This window comes from Cupriavidus alkaliphilus (genome assembly GCF_014191175.1).
In the GTDB taxonomy this organism is placed as follows: domain Bacteria; phylum Pseudomonadota; class Gammaproteobacteria; order Burkholderiales; family Burkholderiaceae; genus Cupriavidus; species Cupriavidus alkaliphilus.
On the sequence record NZ_JACHWE010000001.1, the window covers coordinates 1,187,715 to 1,201,659 of the forward strand.

A 13,945-nucleotide genomic window follows, 5' to 3' on the forward strand; every position below is an offset into this window, starting at 1 on the left:
CCGGCGCTTGCAGCACCAGCTTCCTCCGCGCCGCGACAAGCCGTCCAACAGAGCAGTAGAGCAGTAAGCCGAGAGCGGCCGCCTGCCTCGCGACGCGGGGTTCGCAGGCGGGCGGCCCGCGGCCTTTCTTCATGGTGTGTGATGCTGAATTACTTCCTCAAACGTGTGCTGGGCGTGATCCCCACGCTGCTGATCGTGGCGGTGCTGGTGTTCCTGTTCGTCCACCTGCTGCCGGGCGATCCGGCGCGCCTGGCGGCGGGTCCGGAGGCTGACTCGGCCACGGTCGAACTGGTGCGCAAGGACCTGGGCCTGGACCGGCCCTTGCACGAGCAGTTCGTCAATTTCTTCTCCAATGCGTTGCGCGGCGAGTTCGGCAATTCGCTGCGCACCAAGCGCCCGGTGAGCGAGGAGATCGGCGACCGCTTCATGCCGACGCTGCTGCTGACGGTGGCGTCGATGGCGTGGGCGGTGGTGTTCGGCATGGCCATCGGCATCAGCTCGGCGGTGTGGCGCAACCGCTGGCCGGACCGCTTCGGCATGACGCTGGCGGTTTCCGGGATTTCCTTCCCGGCCTTCGCGCTGGGCATGCTGCTGATGGAGGTGTTCTCGGTGCAGCTGGGCTGGCTGCCCTCGATCGGCGCCGACAGCTGGCAGCACTACGTGTTGCCCTCGGTCACGCTGGGCGCCGCGGTGGCGGCGGTGATGGCGCGCTTTACCCGGGCTTCGTTCGTCGAGGTGCTGCAGGAAGACTTTATCCGCACCGCCCGCGCCAAGGGCGTGCGCGAGACGCTGGTGGTGGCCAAGCATGGCCTGCGCAACGCCATGATCCCGGTGGTGACCATGATGGGCCTGCAGTTCGGCTTCCTGCTGGGCGGCTCGATCGTGGTCGAGAAGGTGTTCAACTGGCCGGGCCTGGGACGACTGCTGGTCGATGCCGTCGAGATGCGCGACTACCCGGTCATCCAGGCCGAGGTGCTGCTGTTCTCGCTCGAATTCATCCTGATCAATCTGGTGGTGGACATGCTCTACACCGTGATCAATCCCACCATCCGCTACAAGTGAGGCCGGCATGACTGAGCTTTCCACGCCCGCCGCGGCGCAAGCGGCATCCGCCACCGCCTCCGCGCCGGAAGCCGTGCGCACGCCCTGGACCGAGTTCTGGCGCAAATTCCGCAAGCAGCACCTGGCGCTCGGCGCGGGCGCGTTCGTGCTGCTGCTGGTGCTGGTCGCGATCCTGGCCCCGCATATCGTGCCGTACGACCCCGAAAACTTCTTCGACTACGACGCGCTCAACGCCGGCCCGTCGGCCGCGCACTGGATGGGCGTCGATTCGCTCGGGCGCGATATCTTCAGCCGCATCCTGGCCGGCACGCGCATCTCGCTGGCGGCGGGCTTCCTGTCGGTGATCATCGGCGCGGTGATCGGCACCGTGCTGGGCCTGCTGGCCGGCTACTACGAAGGCTGGTGGGACCGCATCGTGATGCGCATCTCCGACGTGCTGTTTGCCTTCCCCGGCATCCTGCTGGCGATCGGCATCGTCGCCATTCTCGGCAACGGCATGACCAACGTGATCTTCGCCGTCGCCATCTTCAGCATCCCCGCGTTCGCGCGGCTGGTGCGCGGCAATACGCTGATGCTCAAGCGGCTGACCTACGTCGAGGCCGCGCGCAGCATCGGCGCGTCGGACTGGACTATCCTGATGCGCCATATCCTGCCGGGCACGGTGTCGTCGATCGTGGTGTATTTCTCGATGCGGATCGGCACCTCGATCATCACCGCGGCCAGCCTCTCGTTCCTCGGCCTGGGTGCGCAGCCGCCCACGCCGGAATGGGGCGCGATGCTCAACGAGGCGCGCGCCGACATGGTCACAGCTCCGCATGTGGCGATCTTCCCCAGCCTGGCGATCTTCCTGACCGTGCTGGCCTTCAACCTGCTGGGCGACGGGCTGCGCGACGCGCTCGACCCCAAGATCGACCGACGCTGAAGATGCGTGCCTCCAACCCTGGCGTGCCGCGCGTCGGCAGCCTGCCCGCGGGGCCGCTGGACAGCATTGCCGACGTCAGCGGCGTCACCGTCGGCCACTGCACGCTGGCCGAGGGCGGGGTGCAGACCGGCGTGACCGTGATCCGCCCGCATGGCGGCGATCCGTACCGCGACAAGGTGCCCGCCGCGGCCACCGTACTCAACGGCTTCGGCAAGAGCGTCGGGCTGGTGCAGGTGGACGAGCTGGGCGTGCTGGAAACCCCGGTGGCCCTGACCAATACCTTTGCCGTCGGTGCCGTGGCGCAGGCGCAGATCCGCGCGGCGGTGGCAGCCAACCCGGCAATCGGCCGCGCGCTGCCGACCGTCAATCCGCTGGTGTTCGAATGCAATGACGGCTACCTGAACGATATCCAGCGCATGGCGGTGGCGGGCTCGCACTACGATGCAGCGCTGGCCGACGCGGGAGCCGGATTCGCACAGGGTGCCGTGGGCGCCGGCCGCGGCATGTCGGCGTTCGGCGTCAAGGGCGGCATCGGCTCGGCTTCGCGCGTGGCCGGCGGCCATCGCGTCGGTGCGCTGGTGCTGGCCAATTTCGGCACGCCGGAATCGCTGACCGTGAGCGGCCGGCTGGTCGGCCCCGAACTGGCACGCCGGCTGGCGCTGCCCGCTGGCGCGCCGGAATCGGAGAAGGGATCGATCATCATGGTCGTTGCCACCGATGCGCCGCTGGACGCGCGCCAGCTGCGCCGGCTGTCGCTGCGCGCCGGCGCCGGGCTGGCGCGCAGCGGTTCGGTGTTCGGGCATGGCTCCGGCGATATCGCGCTGGCGTTCTCGACGGCGTACACCGTGCCCGACGACGCGGCGCGGCCGATGCCGGCCATTGCGCTGCTGCATGAAACCCTGCTCGACCCGCTGTTCCGGGCCGCGGCCGACAGCGTCGAGCAGGCCATCCTGCATGCCCTGTGGCATGCCGTGCCGGTGCACGGCCGCGACGGCCACGGCCGCGCCGCGCTGCCCGACGTGATGCCCGAACTGCGCCAGAGCTGCTGATGAAGATCCTTGTTTCCACCGATATCGAAGGCGTGGCCGGCGTCTTCCACGCCGAGCAGACCCGCGCCGGCAACGGCGAGTATGAACGCGCCCGCGCCTGGATGACGGGCGAGGCCAACGCGGCCATCGAAGGCGCCTTTGCCGGCGGCGCGGCCGAGGTGCTGGTCAACGATTCGCACGGCGGTTTCCGCAACCTGCTGCCCGACCAGCTCGATCCGCGCGCGCGGGTGGTGTTGGGCAAGCCGCGCTACCTGGGCATGATGGCGGGCGTCGAGGCCGGCGTCGACGGCGTGCTGATGATCGGCTACCACGGCCGAGCGCAGAGCCGCGGCGTGCTCGCGCACACCATCAACAGCGGCGCCTTTGCGCGGGTCTGGCTCAATGGCAAGGAGCTCGGCGAAGCCGGGCTGTACGCCGCGCTCGCCGGCGAATTCGGTGCGCCGGTGCTGATGGCCAGCGGCGACGACGTGTTCGTGCAGGAAACCCACGCGCTGATGCCGTGGGTGCGCTATGTCGAGACCAAGACCGCGGGCGGCTTCGGCAGCGGCGCCTCGCTGTCGCCGGCGGCCGCGCGCGCAGCCATCGCCGCGGCGGCAGCGGCCGCGGTGCGCGAGCGCGCGCAGGCGCAATGCCTGCGCATCGCCGCGCCGGTGGCCTGCACCCTGCAGACCCAGACGCCGGCGCATGCCGACCTGTTCTGCCAGTGGCCCACGCTGGAGCGGCGCGACGGCGTGACGCTGTCGTTCCAGGCCGATTCGGTGCAGGCCGCGGTGCGCATGCTGAACTGCCTGTCGGCGATGTCGTTCATGCTGAAGTAGGCCGGCGCAGCGCGGCGGTCCGGCCACGTTGCGCAGATCGGCGACAATGGCGGGTCGAGCCATCTCCACGCATCACCGCAACGCATGACCCAGGCACACGACGGCGGCTGGATCCCCGTACGCAAGGATTTCGTCGATCCGGCCACACGCTGCCACGCGCGCGGCGCCAGCCGCCGCCATCACGGCTTTCCCGAAGGCCAGGCTTATATCCTGCGCGACGCCGCCGGGCACGAATACCCGTTCGGCGAGGACTGCGCGCGCGCCGCGCTGGCGCAGCCGGCCCTGCTGCGGCAGGTGCCCGACTACACCGAGCGCGACGTGGTGCCGCGCACGGCCTTGCCGGAGCTGCCCGCCGGCCCGCGCCGGCGCGACCCCGCGCAGGCCCGTGCGGCCGAACGCGCCGCGGCGATCCGCTACCTGGTGCTGCGCATGGAGAAGGTGGCCGCGGTGCCGCGCGTGCAGCCCACCGTGCGCTTCCCGGCGCTGGAGGACGTCTACGCGCAATACCAGCGCAGCGGCGATCTCGCCCCGGCGCAGGTGCGCCGCATCCTGGCGATCGAGCGCAGCCGGTCGACGCCGCCGCGCCTGCGCGCGACCAACCTGCTCGATGTCTATACCGCCCACGTGAAGCTGGAACGGCTGATCGCGGCGTCGACCAGCGTCGACAACGTCCGCTTCCTGCGCAGCCTGCATGACTGGCTGGCGCGGCACCTGGTGCTGACCGCAGGGCAGCTGGCCGCGGCCGGGATCGCCATGCATCCGCAGGCGTTCACGTCGGCCGGCATCTGGGGGCCCGAGCCCGAGCCGCTCCCCGCGGCGGGCAGATCCCAGTCCGGTTCGCTGTTCTAGCCGCGACTGGCGAGACCCGCCGAATTGGCGTCTAATGCCTGCATCGCATCCGCGGGTGACGCCATGAGCCATTTTTCTCGCAGCTACGCCGAAGCGCGCCAGACCTTCCTGGACGCTGCCCGCGCCGCGGGCGCCGCCCTGGCGCAATTTCCGCATCCCACCCGGCGCGGCAGCGCCGGCGAAGACCTGGCGATCGACGTGGCGCTGGCCGGCGCGCCCGAGGCCGGGCGCTGCATCTTGGTGACCTCGGGCACGCACGGTGCCGAGGGCTTTGCCGGCTCCGGAGCGCAGGCGGCGCTGCTGCACGACGCCGCGCTGCTTGCCGATTGCGCCGCCGCCGATGCCTGCCTGCTGCTGGTGCACGCGGTCAATCCCTATGGCTTCTCGCACCTGCGCCGGGTCAACGAGGACAACGTCGACCTGAACCGCAACTTCATGGATTTCTCGCAGCCGCTGCCGCATAACGCCGCCTATGCCGAAATCGCGCCGCTGCTGCTGCCGGCGCAATGGCCGCCGTCGGAGGCCGACCAGGCACAGCTGATGAAGGCGGTCGCCGAGCGCGGCATGGCGTGGTACCAGGCCGCGGTCAGCAGCGGCCAGTACCAGGATCCGGGCGGCATGTTCTACGGCGGCGACAAGGCTACCTGGAGCAACTACACGCTGTGCCGCATCCTGGCGCGCTTCGGCGCCGGCCGCGCGGCGCTGCGCTGGATCGACATCCATACCGGCCTGGGCCCGTGGGGCTACGGCGAGCCCATCCACATGGGCCCGGACACGCCGGAATCGATCCGGCGCACGCGCGCCATCTGGGGCGAGCGCGTGACCTCGATCTACGATGGCTCGTCGACCTCGGCCAACCTGACCGGTCTGGCCTGGCACGCCGTGCCGCAGACCCTGCCGGCGATGGACTACGCCGGCATCGCGCTCGAGTTCGGCACGCTGCCGGTGGGCGAGGTGCTCGACGCCCTGCGCGGCGACCACTGGCTGCACCGGCATCCCGAGGCCGACGAGAACCAGCGCGCGCTGGTGCGCCAGGCGATGTGGCGCGCCTTCTACGGCGATGCCGACGACTGGCGCGACGGCGTGGTGGCGCAGGTGACCGACGCCGTGCGCAGCACGATCGCGTCCGCCTAGCGAGTGGGGTTCAGGCCGCAGGCGTCATCTGGTATTGTCCGGGCTTGGCGGTAGAGTGCCGAGCCAGGCACTGCCGCGATGCCCTGGGCGGGGTATGCCGCGGCCGGGCCAGGAGCCAGACCAACACCAAGAACAAGACGGAAGCGGCCGCCGCGCGGTGCGCCTCCGGCATCTGCTCGGCAGGGAGGCCGGCGCGATGACGCTCTATGAACTGAAACCCAGGTTCCAGGCCTGGCTGCGCCCCATGGTGCAAGACCTGGCGCATCGAGGCGTGACCGCCAACCAGGTCACGCTGGCCGCTGCCGCGGGATCGCTGGCGGTGGGCGTGCTGGCCACGCTGGGCATGCTGGTGGCCGAGACCCCGGCGCTGTTCCTGCTGTTCCCGCTGTGGTTGTTCGGGCGCATGGCGCTCAACGCCATCGACGGCATGCTGGCGCGCGAGCATGGCCAGCAGAGCGTGCTGGGCGCCTACCTGAACGAGCTCGGCGACATGGTCTCGGACCTGGCGCTGATCCTGCCGCTGGCCGCGCTGCCCGGCTTCAGCCTGGGGCAGGTGGGCACCTTCGCGCTGCTGGCGCTGCTGGTCGAGGCGGCCGGACTGATCGGGCCGCTGGCCGGCGCCAGCCGGCGCTACGACGGCCCGCTCGGCAAGAGCGACCGGGCCTTCGCGGTCGGCGCGATCGCGCTGTGGGCCGGCCTGGGGCTGGGCTTCGGCACGGCCGCCAGCTGGCTGTGGCTGCTGCTGTCGCTGTTGTCGTTGTTCACGATGGCCAACCGGGTGCGCCGCGGCATTGCCGAGGCACACTCCCGCCTGGCGGAGTAGCGCGATGGACCGACCGTCTTCCCGCCAGCCGCTGCAGCGGCAGTTCGAGACCCACGACGGCCAGGCGCTGTTCTACCGCCACTGGCCCGCGGTGGAGGGCCCGGCGCGCGGCGCCGTGGTGCTGTTCCACCGCGGCCACGAGCATTCCGGCCGGGTCGCCCACCTTGCCGACGAGCTCAACCTGCCCGGCTACGACATCTTTGCCTGGGATGCGCGCGGCCATGGCAATTCGCCCGGCGAACGCGGCTACAGCCCCAGCCTGGCCGATTCCGTGCGCGACATCCAGACCTTTACCGCGCATATCGCCGAAGTCCATGGCATCGCGCTGGAACACACCGCGGTGGTCGCGCAGAGCGTGGGCGCGGTGCTGGCCGCGACCTGGGTACACGACTACGCGCCGCCGATCCGCGCGCTGGTGCTGGCGTCGCCGGCGTTCAAGGTCAAGCTGTACGTGCCGTTCGCGCGGCCGGGGCTGAAGCTGATGCAGCGCCTGCGCGGCAAGTTCTTCGTCAACAGCTACGTCAAGGCAAGGTTCCTGACCCACGATCCCGAGCGCATCGCCAGCTATGACAGCGATCCGCTGATCACGCGCCCGATCGCGGTCAATATCCTGCTCGACCTGTACCAGACCGCCGAGCGCATCGTCGCCGATGCGGCCGCGATCACGGTGCCGACGCAGTTGCTGATCTCCGGCGCCGACTGGGTCGTGCACCGCGGACCGCAGGACCGCTTCTATGAGCGCCTGGGCGCGCGCACCAAGGAGCGCATCGTGCTGGACGGCTTCTACCACGACACCCTCGGCGAGCGCGACCGCAAGCTGGCGGTGGATGCCGCGCGCCGCTTTATCCTGCGCGAATTCGACACGCCGTCGGCGCCGCGCTCGCTGCTCGATGCCGACCAGATCGGCCCGTTCCGCGAGGAGGCGGACCGGCTGGCATCGGCGCCGGGCGCGCTGGCGGCCTGGTACTGGCGCGCGGCGCGGGCCAACCTGAAACTGGGCGGGATGCTGTCGGACGGGGTGCGGCTGGGCCATCAGACCGGCTTCGACTCGGGCTCGACGCTCGACTACGTTTACCGCAACACGCCGTCCGGCCGCGGCGCGCCGGGCCGGCTGGCCGACCGGCAATACCTGGACGCGATCGGCTGGCGCGGCATCCGCCAGCGCAAGGTCCACGCCGAGGCGCTGATCGCCGAGGCGGTGCGGCGCCTGCGCGCGGCCGGCATGCCGGTGCGCATGGTCGATATCGCCGCCGGCCATGGCCGCTACGTGCTGGAAGCGCTGGGCGCGCTGGAGGGCGGCGCGGGCGCGGTCGAGTCGATCCTGCTGCGCGACTACAGCGCGCTGAACGTGGAGCAGGGCCGCGCGCTGATTGCCGCCAAGGGCCTGCAGGGCGTGGCCCGCTTCGAGCAGGGCGATGCCTTCGACGGCGACAGCCTGGCCGCGCTGGCGCCGGCGCCGACGCTGGCGGTGGTGTCCGGCCTGTACGAGCTGTTCCCCGACAACGCCATGGTGCGGCGCTCGCTCGACGGCCTGGCGCGCGCGGTGCCGCCGGGCGGCTACCTGGTCTACACCGGCCAGCCCTGGCATCCGCAGCTGGAATTCATCGCGCGCGCGCTGACCAGCCATCGCGCCGGCGCCGCCTGGGTGATGCGGCGCCGCTCGCAGGCCGAGATGGATGAACTGGTGCGGGCCGCCGGCTTCGACAAGGTAACCCAGCGCATCGACCCGTGGGGCATCTTCACCGTCAGCCTGGCGCGCAGGCGCGGCGCATGAGCACGGTGCCGACGCAGGCCGGCGCCGCGGTGCATGCGCGGCGGCCGTGGGGCCTGGCGTGCCTGCTGCTGGCGCTGGCCGGCGCGTTCTTCTTTTCCAGCTATGGCTTCGCCAACTGGCTGGCGAGCCAGCGCGCCGACGTGCCGTCGTTCCACTTCGAATGGGAGCGGGGCATTCCGTTCCTGCCCTGGACCATCGTGCCGTACTGGTCGATCGACCTGCTGTATGGCATCTCGTTCTTCCTGTGGCGCAGCCGCGCGGCGCTGCTGACGCACGTGAAGCGGCTGGTGCTGGCGCAACTGGTATCGGTGGCGTGCTTTATCGCTTTCCCGCTGCGCTTCAGCTTCGCGCGGCCCGCTGCCGACGGCCTGCCGGGCCAGCTGTTCACGCTGCTGGGCGGCTTCGACCTGCCGTTCAACCAGGCGCCGTCGCTGCATATCAGCCTGCTGGTGATCCTGTGGGTCGCCTTCGCGGCACACCTGCGCGGCGGCTGGCGCTGGCTGCTGCACGGCTGGTTTGCGCTGATCGGGATCTCGGTGCTGACCACCTGGCAACATCACCTGATCGACGTGCCCACCGGCGCGCTGGTGGGCTGGCTGTGCGTTTACCTGTTGCCGATGCAGCTGCCCGCAGCCGCGGCCGGAGCGCCCGATGCGCGCTCGCGGCAGCTGTCGCGCCGCTACGGCGTGGGCGCGCTGGTGGCGCTGCTGTGCGCGGTGCTGGCGGTGGGGGCATCGGTGACGCTGGCGTTCCTGCTGCTGTGGGCCGCGCTGGCGCTGGCCTGCGTGGCGCGCATCTACGCGCTGGCGGCGCCGGCGTGGTTCCAGAAGGATGCCGACGGCAAGATGGCGCCGGCCGCGCGCTGGGTGCTCGCGCCTTACCTGCTGGGCGCCTTCCTCAACTCGCGCTGGTGGACGCGGCGCGCGCCGCAGGCCAGCGCGATCGCGCCGGGTGTCTGGGTGGGCCGCTTTCCGACGCGCTCCGAGCTGCGCGCGCTCGGCGCAGATGCCGTGCTTGACCTCAGCGCCGAGCTGCCGCGCGCGGCCGCGGCGCCCGGACTCGCCTATCGCTGCATACCCGTGCTGGACCTGACCGTGCCGACGCCGCAGCAGCTGGCGCTGGCGGTGGCGCAGCTCGACGCCTGGCAGCGGCAGGGACGCGGCGTGCTGGTCAGCTGTGCGCTGGGCTATTCGCGCAGCGCGCTGGTGGCGGCGGCGTGGCTGGCGCGGCGGCAGGGGCTGCGCGATGCCGGCGCCGCGCTGGCGGCACTGCGCCGGCATCGGCCGGCGGTGGTGCTCGGCTCCGAGCACGTCGAATCGCTGCAGCGTTGCCTGGATCGTGCCGCTGCCGAGGAGCCTGGCGATGGCCGCTGACCGGGCCGCTGACCGGGACCCTGAGTTCGTGCAAGGCACCGACGCCTGGATTGCGCACGCGGTGACGGGCGCGCTGGCGGGGGCCGCGTGGATCGGCGCGGCCGGACTGGCGTTCGGCATGCTGGCGGCGTGGCTGGGCGCGGGCAACGCGATCTCGCGCTGGCCGGCGGCGCTGGCGTTGCTGCTGGCGCTGCCCCAGCTCTGGCTGCTGCTGCGCGTCGCGATCGACCATCGCCTGTTCGGTGCGCTCGCCGCCGGCGCGTCGGACCGGCCCGGCCTGGCCAGACTCGATGCCGCGCTGCTCGAACTGGGCTGGATGCCCGCCGGGCGTGCCGCGCGCCCCTTGACCGAACGCGCCCGCGGCGCGCTGCGCCTGGTACGCGCCAGCGCCGTGCTGGCCGTGTGCCAGCTGCTGCTGGCCTTGCTATCGCTGATCCTGAGGTAACCAACCATGTGGCTTGCCCGCGCCACCGCGCGCGCCATCATCGTCTTCGCCCGGCTGCTGACGGGCATGCGCGCCAACTGGCAGGGCTGCATCCCGGCCGCGGTGCAGCGCGTCTATTTTGCCAACCACAGCAGCCACGGCGATTTCGTGCTGATCTGGGGTTGTCTGCCGCCCGACCTGCGCACGGTGACGCGGCCGGTGGCGGGCGCCGATTACTGGCAAAAATCGCCGCTGCGCCGCTTTATCGGCCGCGACGTGTTCCGCGCGCTGCTGATCGACCGTACCCGCAGCGAGCCCGGCAGCGACCCGGTGGCGCTGATGCAGGCCGGGCTGGCGGCGGGCGATTCGCTGATCCTGTTTCCCGAGGGCACGCGCAACACCACCGACGCGCGCCTGCTGCCGTTCAAGAGCGGCATCTACCACCTGGCGCGGGCCTGCCCGGGGCTCGAGTTCGTGCCGGTGTGGATCGACAACCTGAACCGCGTGATGCCCAAGGGCGAAGTGGTGCCGGTGCCGCTGCTGTGCACCGTGACCTTCGGCCAGCCGCTGCGGCTGGCTGCCGACGACAGCAAGGATGCGTTCCTTGCGCGCTGCCGCGCGGGCCTGCTCGCGCTTGCCCCGGAACTGGAATGAACGCCATGCCCACCCTGCATTGGAGCCGCGAGACCTGGCTGCTGTTCGGCGGCCTGTTCGGCGTGCTGATGCTCGCTTCCACCGTGACCGCGCTGCTGCGCTGGCGCGTCGCGGGCGGCGGCCAGCACGCGGTGATCGACAACCTGGCGCAGCGCGTCTGGGCCTGGTGGTGGATGATCGGCATCATGGGCGTGGCGTTTGCGCTGGGGCGCACGGCGGTGATCGCGCTGTTCTACCTGCTGTCGTTCTTTGCGCTGCGCGAGTTCGTCACCATCACCACCACGCGGCGCGGCGACCATCGCGCCATCGTCGCCGCGTTCTTCGTGTTCCTGCCGCTGCAGTACGTGCTGGTCTATATCGGCTGGTACGGCATGTTCTCGATCCTGATCCCGGTCTATGCCTTCCTGGTGCTGCCGATCCTGGCGGCGCTGTCGTCCGAGACCACGCGCTTCCTGGAGCGCTGCGCCGGGGTGCAGTGGGCGGTGATGGTGTGCGTGTTCTGCATTTCGCACGTGCCGGCGCTGCTGACGCTGCCGATCCCGGGCTTCGACGGGCGCAACCTGCTGCTGATCGCCTTCCTGGTGATCGTGGTGCAGGGCAGCGACGTGCTGCAGTACGTGTGGGGCAAGCTGTGCGGCAAGCGCAAGATCGCGCCGCTGCTGTCGCCGTCCAAGACCGTCGAGGGCTTTGTCGGCGGCGTCGCCAGCGCCACCGCGCTGGGCGCGGCGCTGTGGTGGATCACGCCGTTCTCGCCGTGGCAGGCCGGCGCGATCGCGCTGGTGATCGCGCTGATGGGCTTCCTCGGCGGCCTGGTGATGTCGGCGATCAAGCGCGACCGCGGCATCAAGGACTGGGGCCACATGATCCAGGGCCACGGCGGCATGCTCGACCGGCTCGACTCGGTGGTGTTCGCCGCGCCGGTGTTCTTCCACGTCACGCGTTACTGGTGGGTGCCCTGATCCGCTCGGCGGCTTACAACGCCATCTCTTCGCACCACGCCACCACGGCATCGCGGAAGTCCTGGCAGATCGGCGACAGGTAGCCGTCGGCGCGCCACAGCACCGCCAGTTCGTGCTGCCACGACGTGCCCGGGGCGTCGATCGCGGCCAGTCCCTGGCCCTCGGCCTGGCGCAGCATGCGCGGCGGCATGATGCCGAGCAGGTCCGAGTGCCGCAGCAACTCGCCGAAGGCGACCGGCGACGCCGTGCTTTCCACCGCCACGCGCGGCGGCGGCAGCCCGACCGCGGTAAACCGTTGTTCCAGCCACTGGCGCAGGTACAGCGAACTGGCCGGCACCACCCAGCGTTCGCCGGCAAGGTCGGCCAGGGTGCGAAAGCCGTCGCGGCGCGGGTGGGCGCTGCGGCACACGATCTGCATGCTGAGCGGCCCGAGCGGCAGCCAGGCAACCTCCGCCGGCACGCTGGCGGGGCGCGCAGCGAGGATCAGGTCGGCCTCGCCGTTCTGCAGCATCGCCACCAGGCGCGCGCTCAGGTGGGTCTCGATCGAGAACGTGGCCAGCGGGCGGCTCAGGAAGAAGCGCGCCAGCAGCGGCGACAGCAGCGACGGCAGCAGGTAGGGGATCGCGCCCAGGCGCACCGTGCCTGCGCGCGCCGCGCGCTGCTCGGCCAGTTCGCTGCGCATGTCGCCGGCGGCCAGCGAGATCCGGCGCGCATGGGCGGCAAGGGTGCGGCCCGCGCCGGTCGGCACCAGCCCGCGCGGGGTGCGCTCGAACAAGGGCATGCCGGCTTCGCCTTCCAGCCGCGCCAGGGTCTTGGACAGCCCGGACTGGGTCATGCCCAGGGTCTCGGCGGCGCGGTGCAGGTTGCCCTGGTCGATCACGACCAGGAAGGCTTCTAGATCCTCGAATCGCATGGGCGGGATGGCGCTGGGGGTGCGGGCCATTGTAGCGCCATGCCTGGCAGGACTTGGCTCGCGCCGCGCGGGAATCGCGCCGGTCCGGACGCTGGCCTAGACTGCGTGGCATCCCTCGCGCATCGCACTGCAGTGGACACTGCGGCGGGCACTACAGAAGGGAGCCAGACAGGAGACCCATCGATGCCATACCGTTCCGCGTGGCTGCGCACAGCCATGGCCGCCATATTGCTGGCCACCGTTCCCGCCGTGATGCCGGCCGCAGCCGCGGCCGCCGATCCCGCCCCTGCCGAACCCTATCCGTCGCGGCCGCTGACCATCGTGGTGCCGTCGGTGGCGGGCAACGTCAACGACGCCGTGGCGCGGCTGATCGGCCAGGAGCTGACCAAGAGCTGGGGCCAGCCCGTGATCGTCGACAACAAGCCCGGCGCGGGCACCACGACCGGCACCAAGCACGTCGCCAGGTCGGCCAAGGATGGCTACACCGTGCTGCTGACCTTCACCGCGCACGTGCAGAACCCGTCGCTGTACCGCGGCATCGGCTATGACCCGATCGCGGATTTCACGCCGGTCAGCGAGGTGGCGATCTCGTCCACCATGCTGGCGGTGTCGCCGGATTTTCCCGCGCGGACGCTGCCGGAGGTGGTGGCGCTGCTCAAGGCCAATCCAGGCAAGTACCCATATGGCTCCTACGGCGCCGGCACCACCGGGCATATCCTGGGCGAGCTGCTCAGGCGCGAGGCCGGCCTGCAGATGGAGCACGTGGCCTACAAGGGCGGTGCGCCGCTGGCGACCGACCTGGCGGCGGGGCATGTGAAGCTGGGCTTTATCGCCGTGGGCACGGCGATGCCGCTGCTGCAGGGCGGCAAGCTGGTGCCGGTGGCGCTTGCCGGTGCCGAGCGCTCGGCCTTGCTGCCCAGGGTGCCGACCTTCCGCGAGGCCGGCTACCAGGGCTTCGAGCCGGATGCGTGGATGGGCCTGCTGTTCCCGGCCGGCGTGCCCAGGGCGCGGGTCGACGCCCTGTCGCGCGAGGTCGCGCGCATCGTGCGCCTGCCGGAGGTCGCCAGGAAGATGCAGGACCTGAACCTGGTGCCGGTGGGCAGCACGCCGGAGGCCTTCGCCACGGTGATGAAGAACGACCGCGACAAATGGAGCCGCATCATCCGCGATGTCGGCATCACGCTCGAATGA

Annotated in this window: 14 protein-coding genes; 13 read left to right on the forward strand and 1 reads right to left on the reverse strand. The window is 71.1% G+C overall.

Annotated features, from left to right (window positions below; translation table 11 throughout):
- The first annotated feature begins 141 nt into the window (after nucleotides 1–141).
- The 12 genes from gsiC (at nucleotide 142) to FHX60_RS05710 (ending at nucleotide 11,841) form a co-directional block, all read left to right on the forward strand.
- The gene (gene gsiC / locus FHX60_RS05655) at nucleotides 142–1,062 is read left to right on the forward strand and encodes a glutathione ABC transporter permease GsiC (protein WP_112774180.1); all 921 of its coding nucleotides are present in this window, start codon (nucleotides 142–144) and stop codon (nucleotides 1,060–1,062) included.
- Nucleotides 1,063–1,069: 7 nt separating this feature from the next.
- Entirely contained in the window at nucleotides 1,070–1,984 is a 915-nt protein-coding gene (gene gsiD, locus FHX60_RS05660) for a glutathione ABC transporter permease GsiD (protein ID WP_092308737.1), read from the forward strand.
- 2 nt (nucleotides 1,985–1,986) lie between these two features.
- Entirely contained in the window at nucleotides 1,987–3,033 is a 1,047-nt protein-coding gene (locus tag FHX60_RS05665; protein WP_183282715.1) for a DmpA family aminopeptidase, read from the forward strand.
- Nucleotides 3,033–3,851: a M55 family metallopeptidase gene (locus FHX60_RS05670; protein WP_112774182.1), complete on the forward strand. Its 819-nt coding sequence runs from the start codon at nucleotides 3,033–3,035 to the stop codon at nucleotides 3,849–3,851. Before FHX60_RS05665 ends, FHX60_RS05670 begins: the two co-directional genes overlap by 1 nt.
- Nucleotides 3,852–3,935: 84 nt before the next feature.
- Nucleotides 3,936–4,700 carry a hypothetical protein gene (locus FHX60_RS05675; RefSeq protein ID WP_183282716.1) on the forward strand — a complete coding sequence of 255 codons (765 nt, stop codon included), beginning with the start codon at nucleotides 3,936–3,938 and terminating at the stop codon, nucleotides 4,698–4,700.
- 63 nt (nucleotides 4,701–4,763) lie between these two features.
- Nucleotides 4,764–5,834, forward strand: coding sequence for a M14 family metallopeptidase (locus tag FHX60_RS05680; protein WP_183282717.1), 1,071 nt, complete (start codon nucleotides 4,764–4,766; stop codon nucleotides 5,832–5,834).
- A 196-nt stretch (nucleotides 5,835–6,030) separates the two neighbouring features.
- The gene (locus tag FHX60_RS05685; protein ID WP_092308722.1) at nucleotides 6,031–6,657 is read left to right on the forward strand and encodes a CDP-alcohol phosphatidyltransferase family protein; all 627 of its coding nucleotides are present in this window, start codon (nucleotides 6,031–6,033) and stop codon (nucleotides 6,655–6,657) included.
- A gap of 4 nt (nucleotides 6,658–6,661) precedes the next feature.
- Entirely contained in the window at nucleotides 6,662–8,431 is a 1,770-nt protein-coding gene (locus FHX60_RS05690; RefSeq protein WP_183282718.1) for a bifunctional alpha/beta hydrolase/class I SAM-dependent methyltransferase, read from the forward strand.
- Entirely contained in the window at nucleotides 8,428–9,804 is a 1,377-nt protein-coding gene (locus FHX60_RS05695) for a phosphatase PAP2/dual specificity phosphatase family protein (RefSeq protein WP_183282719.1), read from the forward strand. The genes FHX60_RS05690 and FHX60_RS05695 overlap by 4 nt, the downstream gene beginning before the upstream one ends.
- Nucleotides 9,794–10,249: a hypothetical protein gene (locus tag FHX60_RS05700; protein WP_183282720.1), complete on the forward strand. Its 456-nt coding sequence runs from the start codon at nucleotides 9,794–9,796 to the stop codon at nucleotides 10,247–10,249. Before FHX60_RS05695 ends, FHX60_RS05700 begins: the two co-directional genes overlap by 11 nt.
- A 6-nt stretch (nucleotides 10,250–10,255) precedes the next feature.
- Nucleotides 10,256–10,882 carry a lysophospholipid acyltransferase family protein gene (locus tag FHX60_RS05705; protein ID WP_112774188.1) on the forward strand — a complete coding sequence of 209 codons (627 nt, stop codon included), beginning with the start codon at nucleotides 10,256–10,258 and terminating at the stop codon, nucleotides 10,880–10,882.
- Entirely contained in the window at nucleotides 10,879–11,841 is a 963-nt protein-coding gene (locus FHX60_RS05710; protein WP_112774189.1) for a phosphatidate cytidylyltransferase, read from the forward strand. Before FHX60_RS05705 ends, FHX60_RS05710 begins: the two co-directional genes overlap by 4 nt.
- Before the next feature lie 13 nt (nucleotides 11,842–11,854).
- Here the strand turns inward: FHX60_RS05710 and FHX60_RS05715 are convergent, their stop codons facing one another.
- Entirely contained in the window at nucleotides 11,855–12,754 is a 900-nt protein-coding gene (locus FHX60_RS05715; RefSeq protein ID WP_183282844.1) for a LysR family transcriptional regulator, read from the reverse strand.
- A gap of 183 nt (nucleotides 12,755–12,937) precedes the next feature.
- Between FHX60_RS05715 and FHX60_RS05720 the strand changes: the two genes are divergently transcribed.
- Nucleotides 12,938–13,945, forward strand: a complete 1,008-nt coding sequence (locus FHX60_RS05720) for a tripartite tricarboxylate transporter substrate binding protein (RefSeq protein ID WP_183282721.1) — start codon at nucleotides 12,938–12,940, stop codon at nucleotides 13,943–13,945.

Excerpts from the sequence above, each read along its gene's own strand:
- FHX60_RS05705 (WP_112774188.1), top strand. The coding sequence starts at position 10,256 with ATGTGGCTTGCCCGCGCCACCGCGCGCGCCATCATCGTCTTCGCCCGG.
- FHX60_RS05670 (WP_112774182.1), top strand. The coding sequence starts at position 3,033 with ATGAAGATCCTTGTTTCCACCGATATCGAAGGCGTGGCCGGCGTCTTC.
- FHX60_RS05710 (WP_112774189.1), top strand. The coding sequence starts at position 10,879 with ATGAACGCCATGCCCACCCTGCATTGGAGCCGCGAGACCTGGCTGCTG.
- FHX60_RS05715 (WP_183282844.1), bottom strand. The coding sequence starts at position 12,754 with ATGCGATTCGAGGATCTAGAAGCCTTCCTGGTCGTGATCGACCAGGGC.
- FHX60_RS05680 (WP_183282717.1), top strand. The coding sequence starts at position 4,764 with ATGAGCCATTTTTCTCGCAGCTACGCCGAAGCGCGCCAGACCTTCCTG.
- FHX60_RS05720 (WP_183282721.1), top strand. The coding sequence starts at position 12,938 with ATGCCATACCGTTCCGCGTGGCTGCGCACAGCCATGGCCGCCATATTG.
- gsiD (WP_092308737.1), top strand. The coding sequence starts at position 1,070 with ATGACTGAGCTTTCCACGCCCGCCGCGGCGCAAGCGGCATCCGCCACC.
- FHX60_RS05690 (WP_183282718.1), top strand. The coding sequence starts at position 6,662 with ATGGACCGACCGTCTTCCCGCCAGCCGCTGCAGCGGCAGTTCGAGACC.
- FHX60_RS05695 (WP_183282719.1), top strand. The coding sequence starts at position 8,428 with ATGAGCACGGTGCCGACGCAGGCCGGCGCCGCGGTGCATGCGCGGCGG.
- FHX60_RS05665 (WP_183282715.1), top strand. The coding sequence starts at position 1,987 with ATGCGTGCCTCCAACCCTGGCGTGCCGCGCGTCGGCAGCCTGCCCGCG.
- FHX60_RS05700 (WP_183282720.1), top strand. The coding sequence starts at position 9,794 with ATGGCCGCTGACCGGGCCGCTGACCGGGACCCTGAGTTCGTGCAAGGC.
- FHX60_RS05685 (WP_092308722.1), top strand. The coding sequence starts at position 6,031 with ATGACGCTCTATGAACTGAAACCCAGGTTCCAGGCCTGGCTGCGCCCC.
- gsiC (WP_112774180.1), top strand. The coding sequence starts at position 142 with ATGCTGAATTACTTCCTCAAACGTGTGCTGGGCGTGATCCCCACGCTG.
- FHX60_RS05675 (WP_183282716.1), top strand. The coding sequence starts at position 3,936 with ATGACCCAGGCACACGACGGCGGCTGGATCCCCGTACGCAAGGATTTC.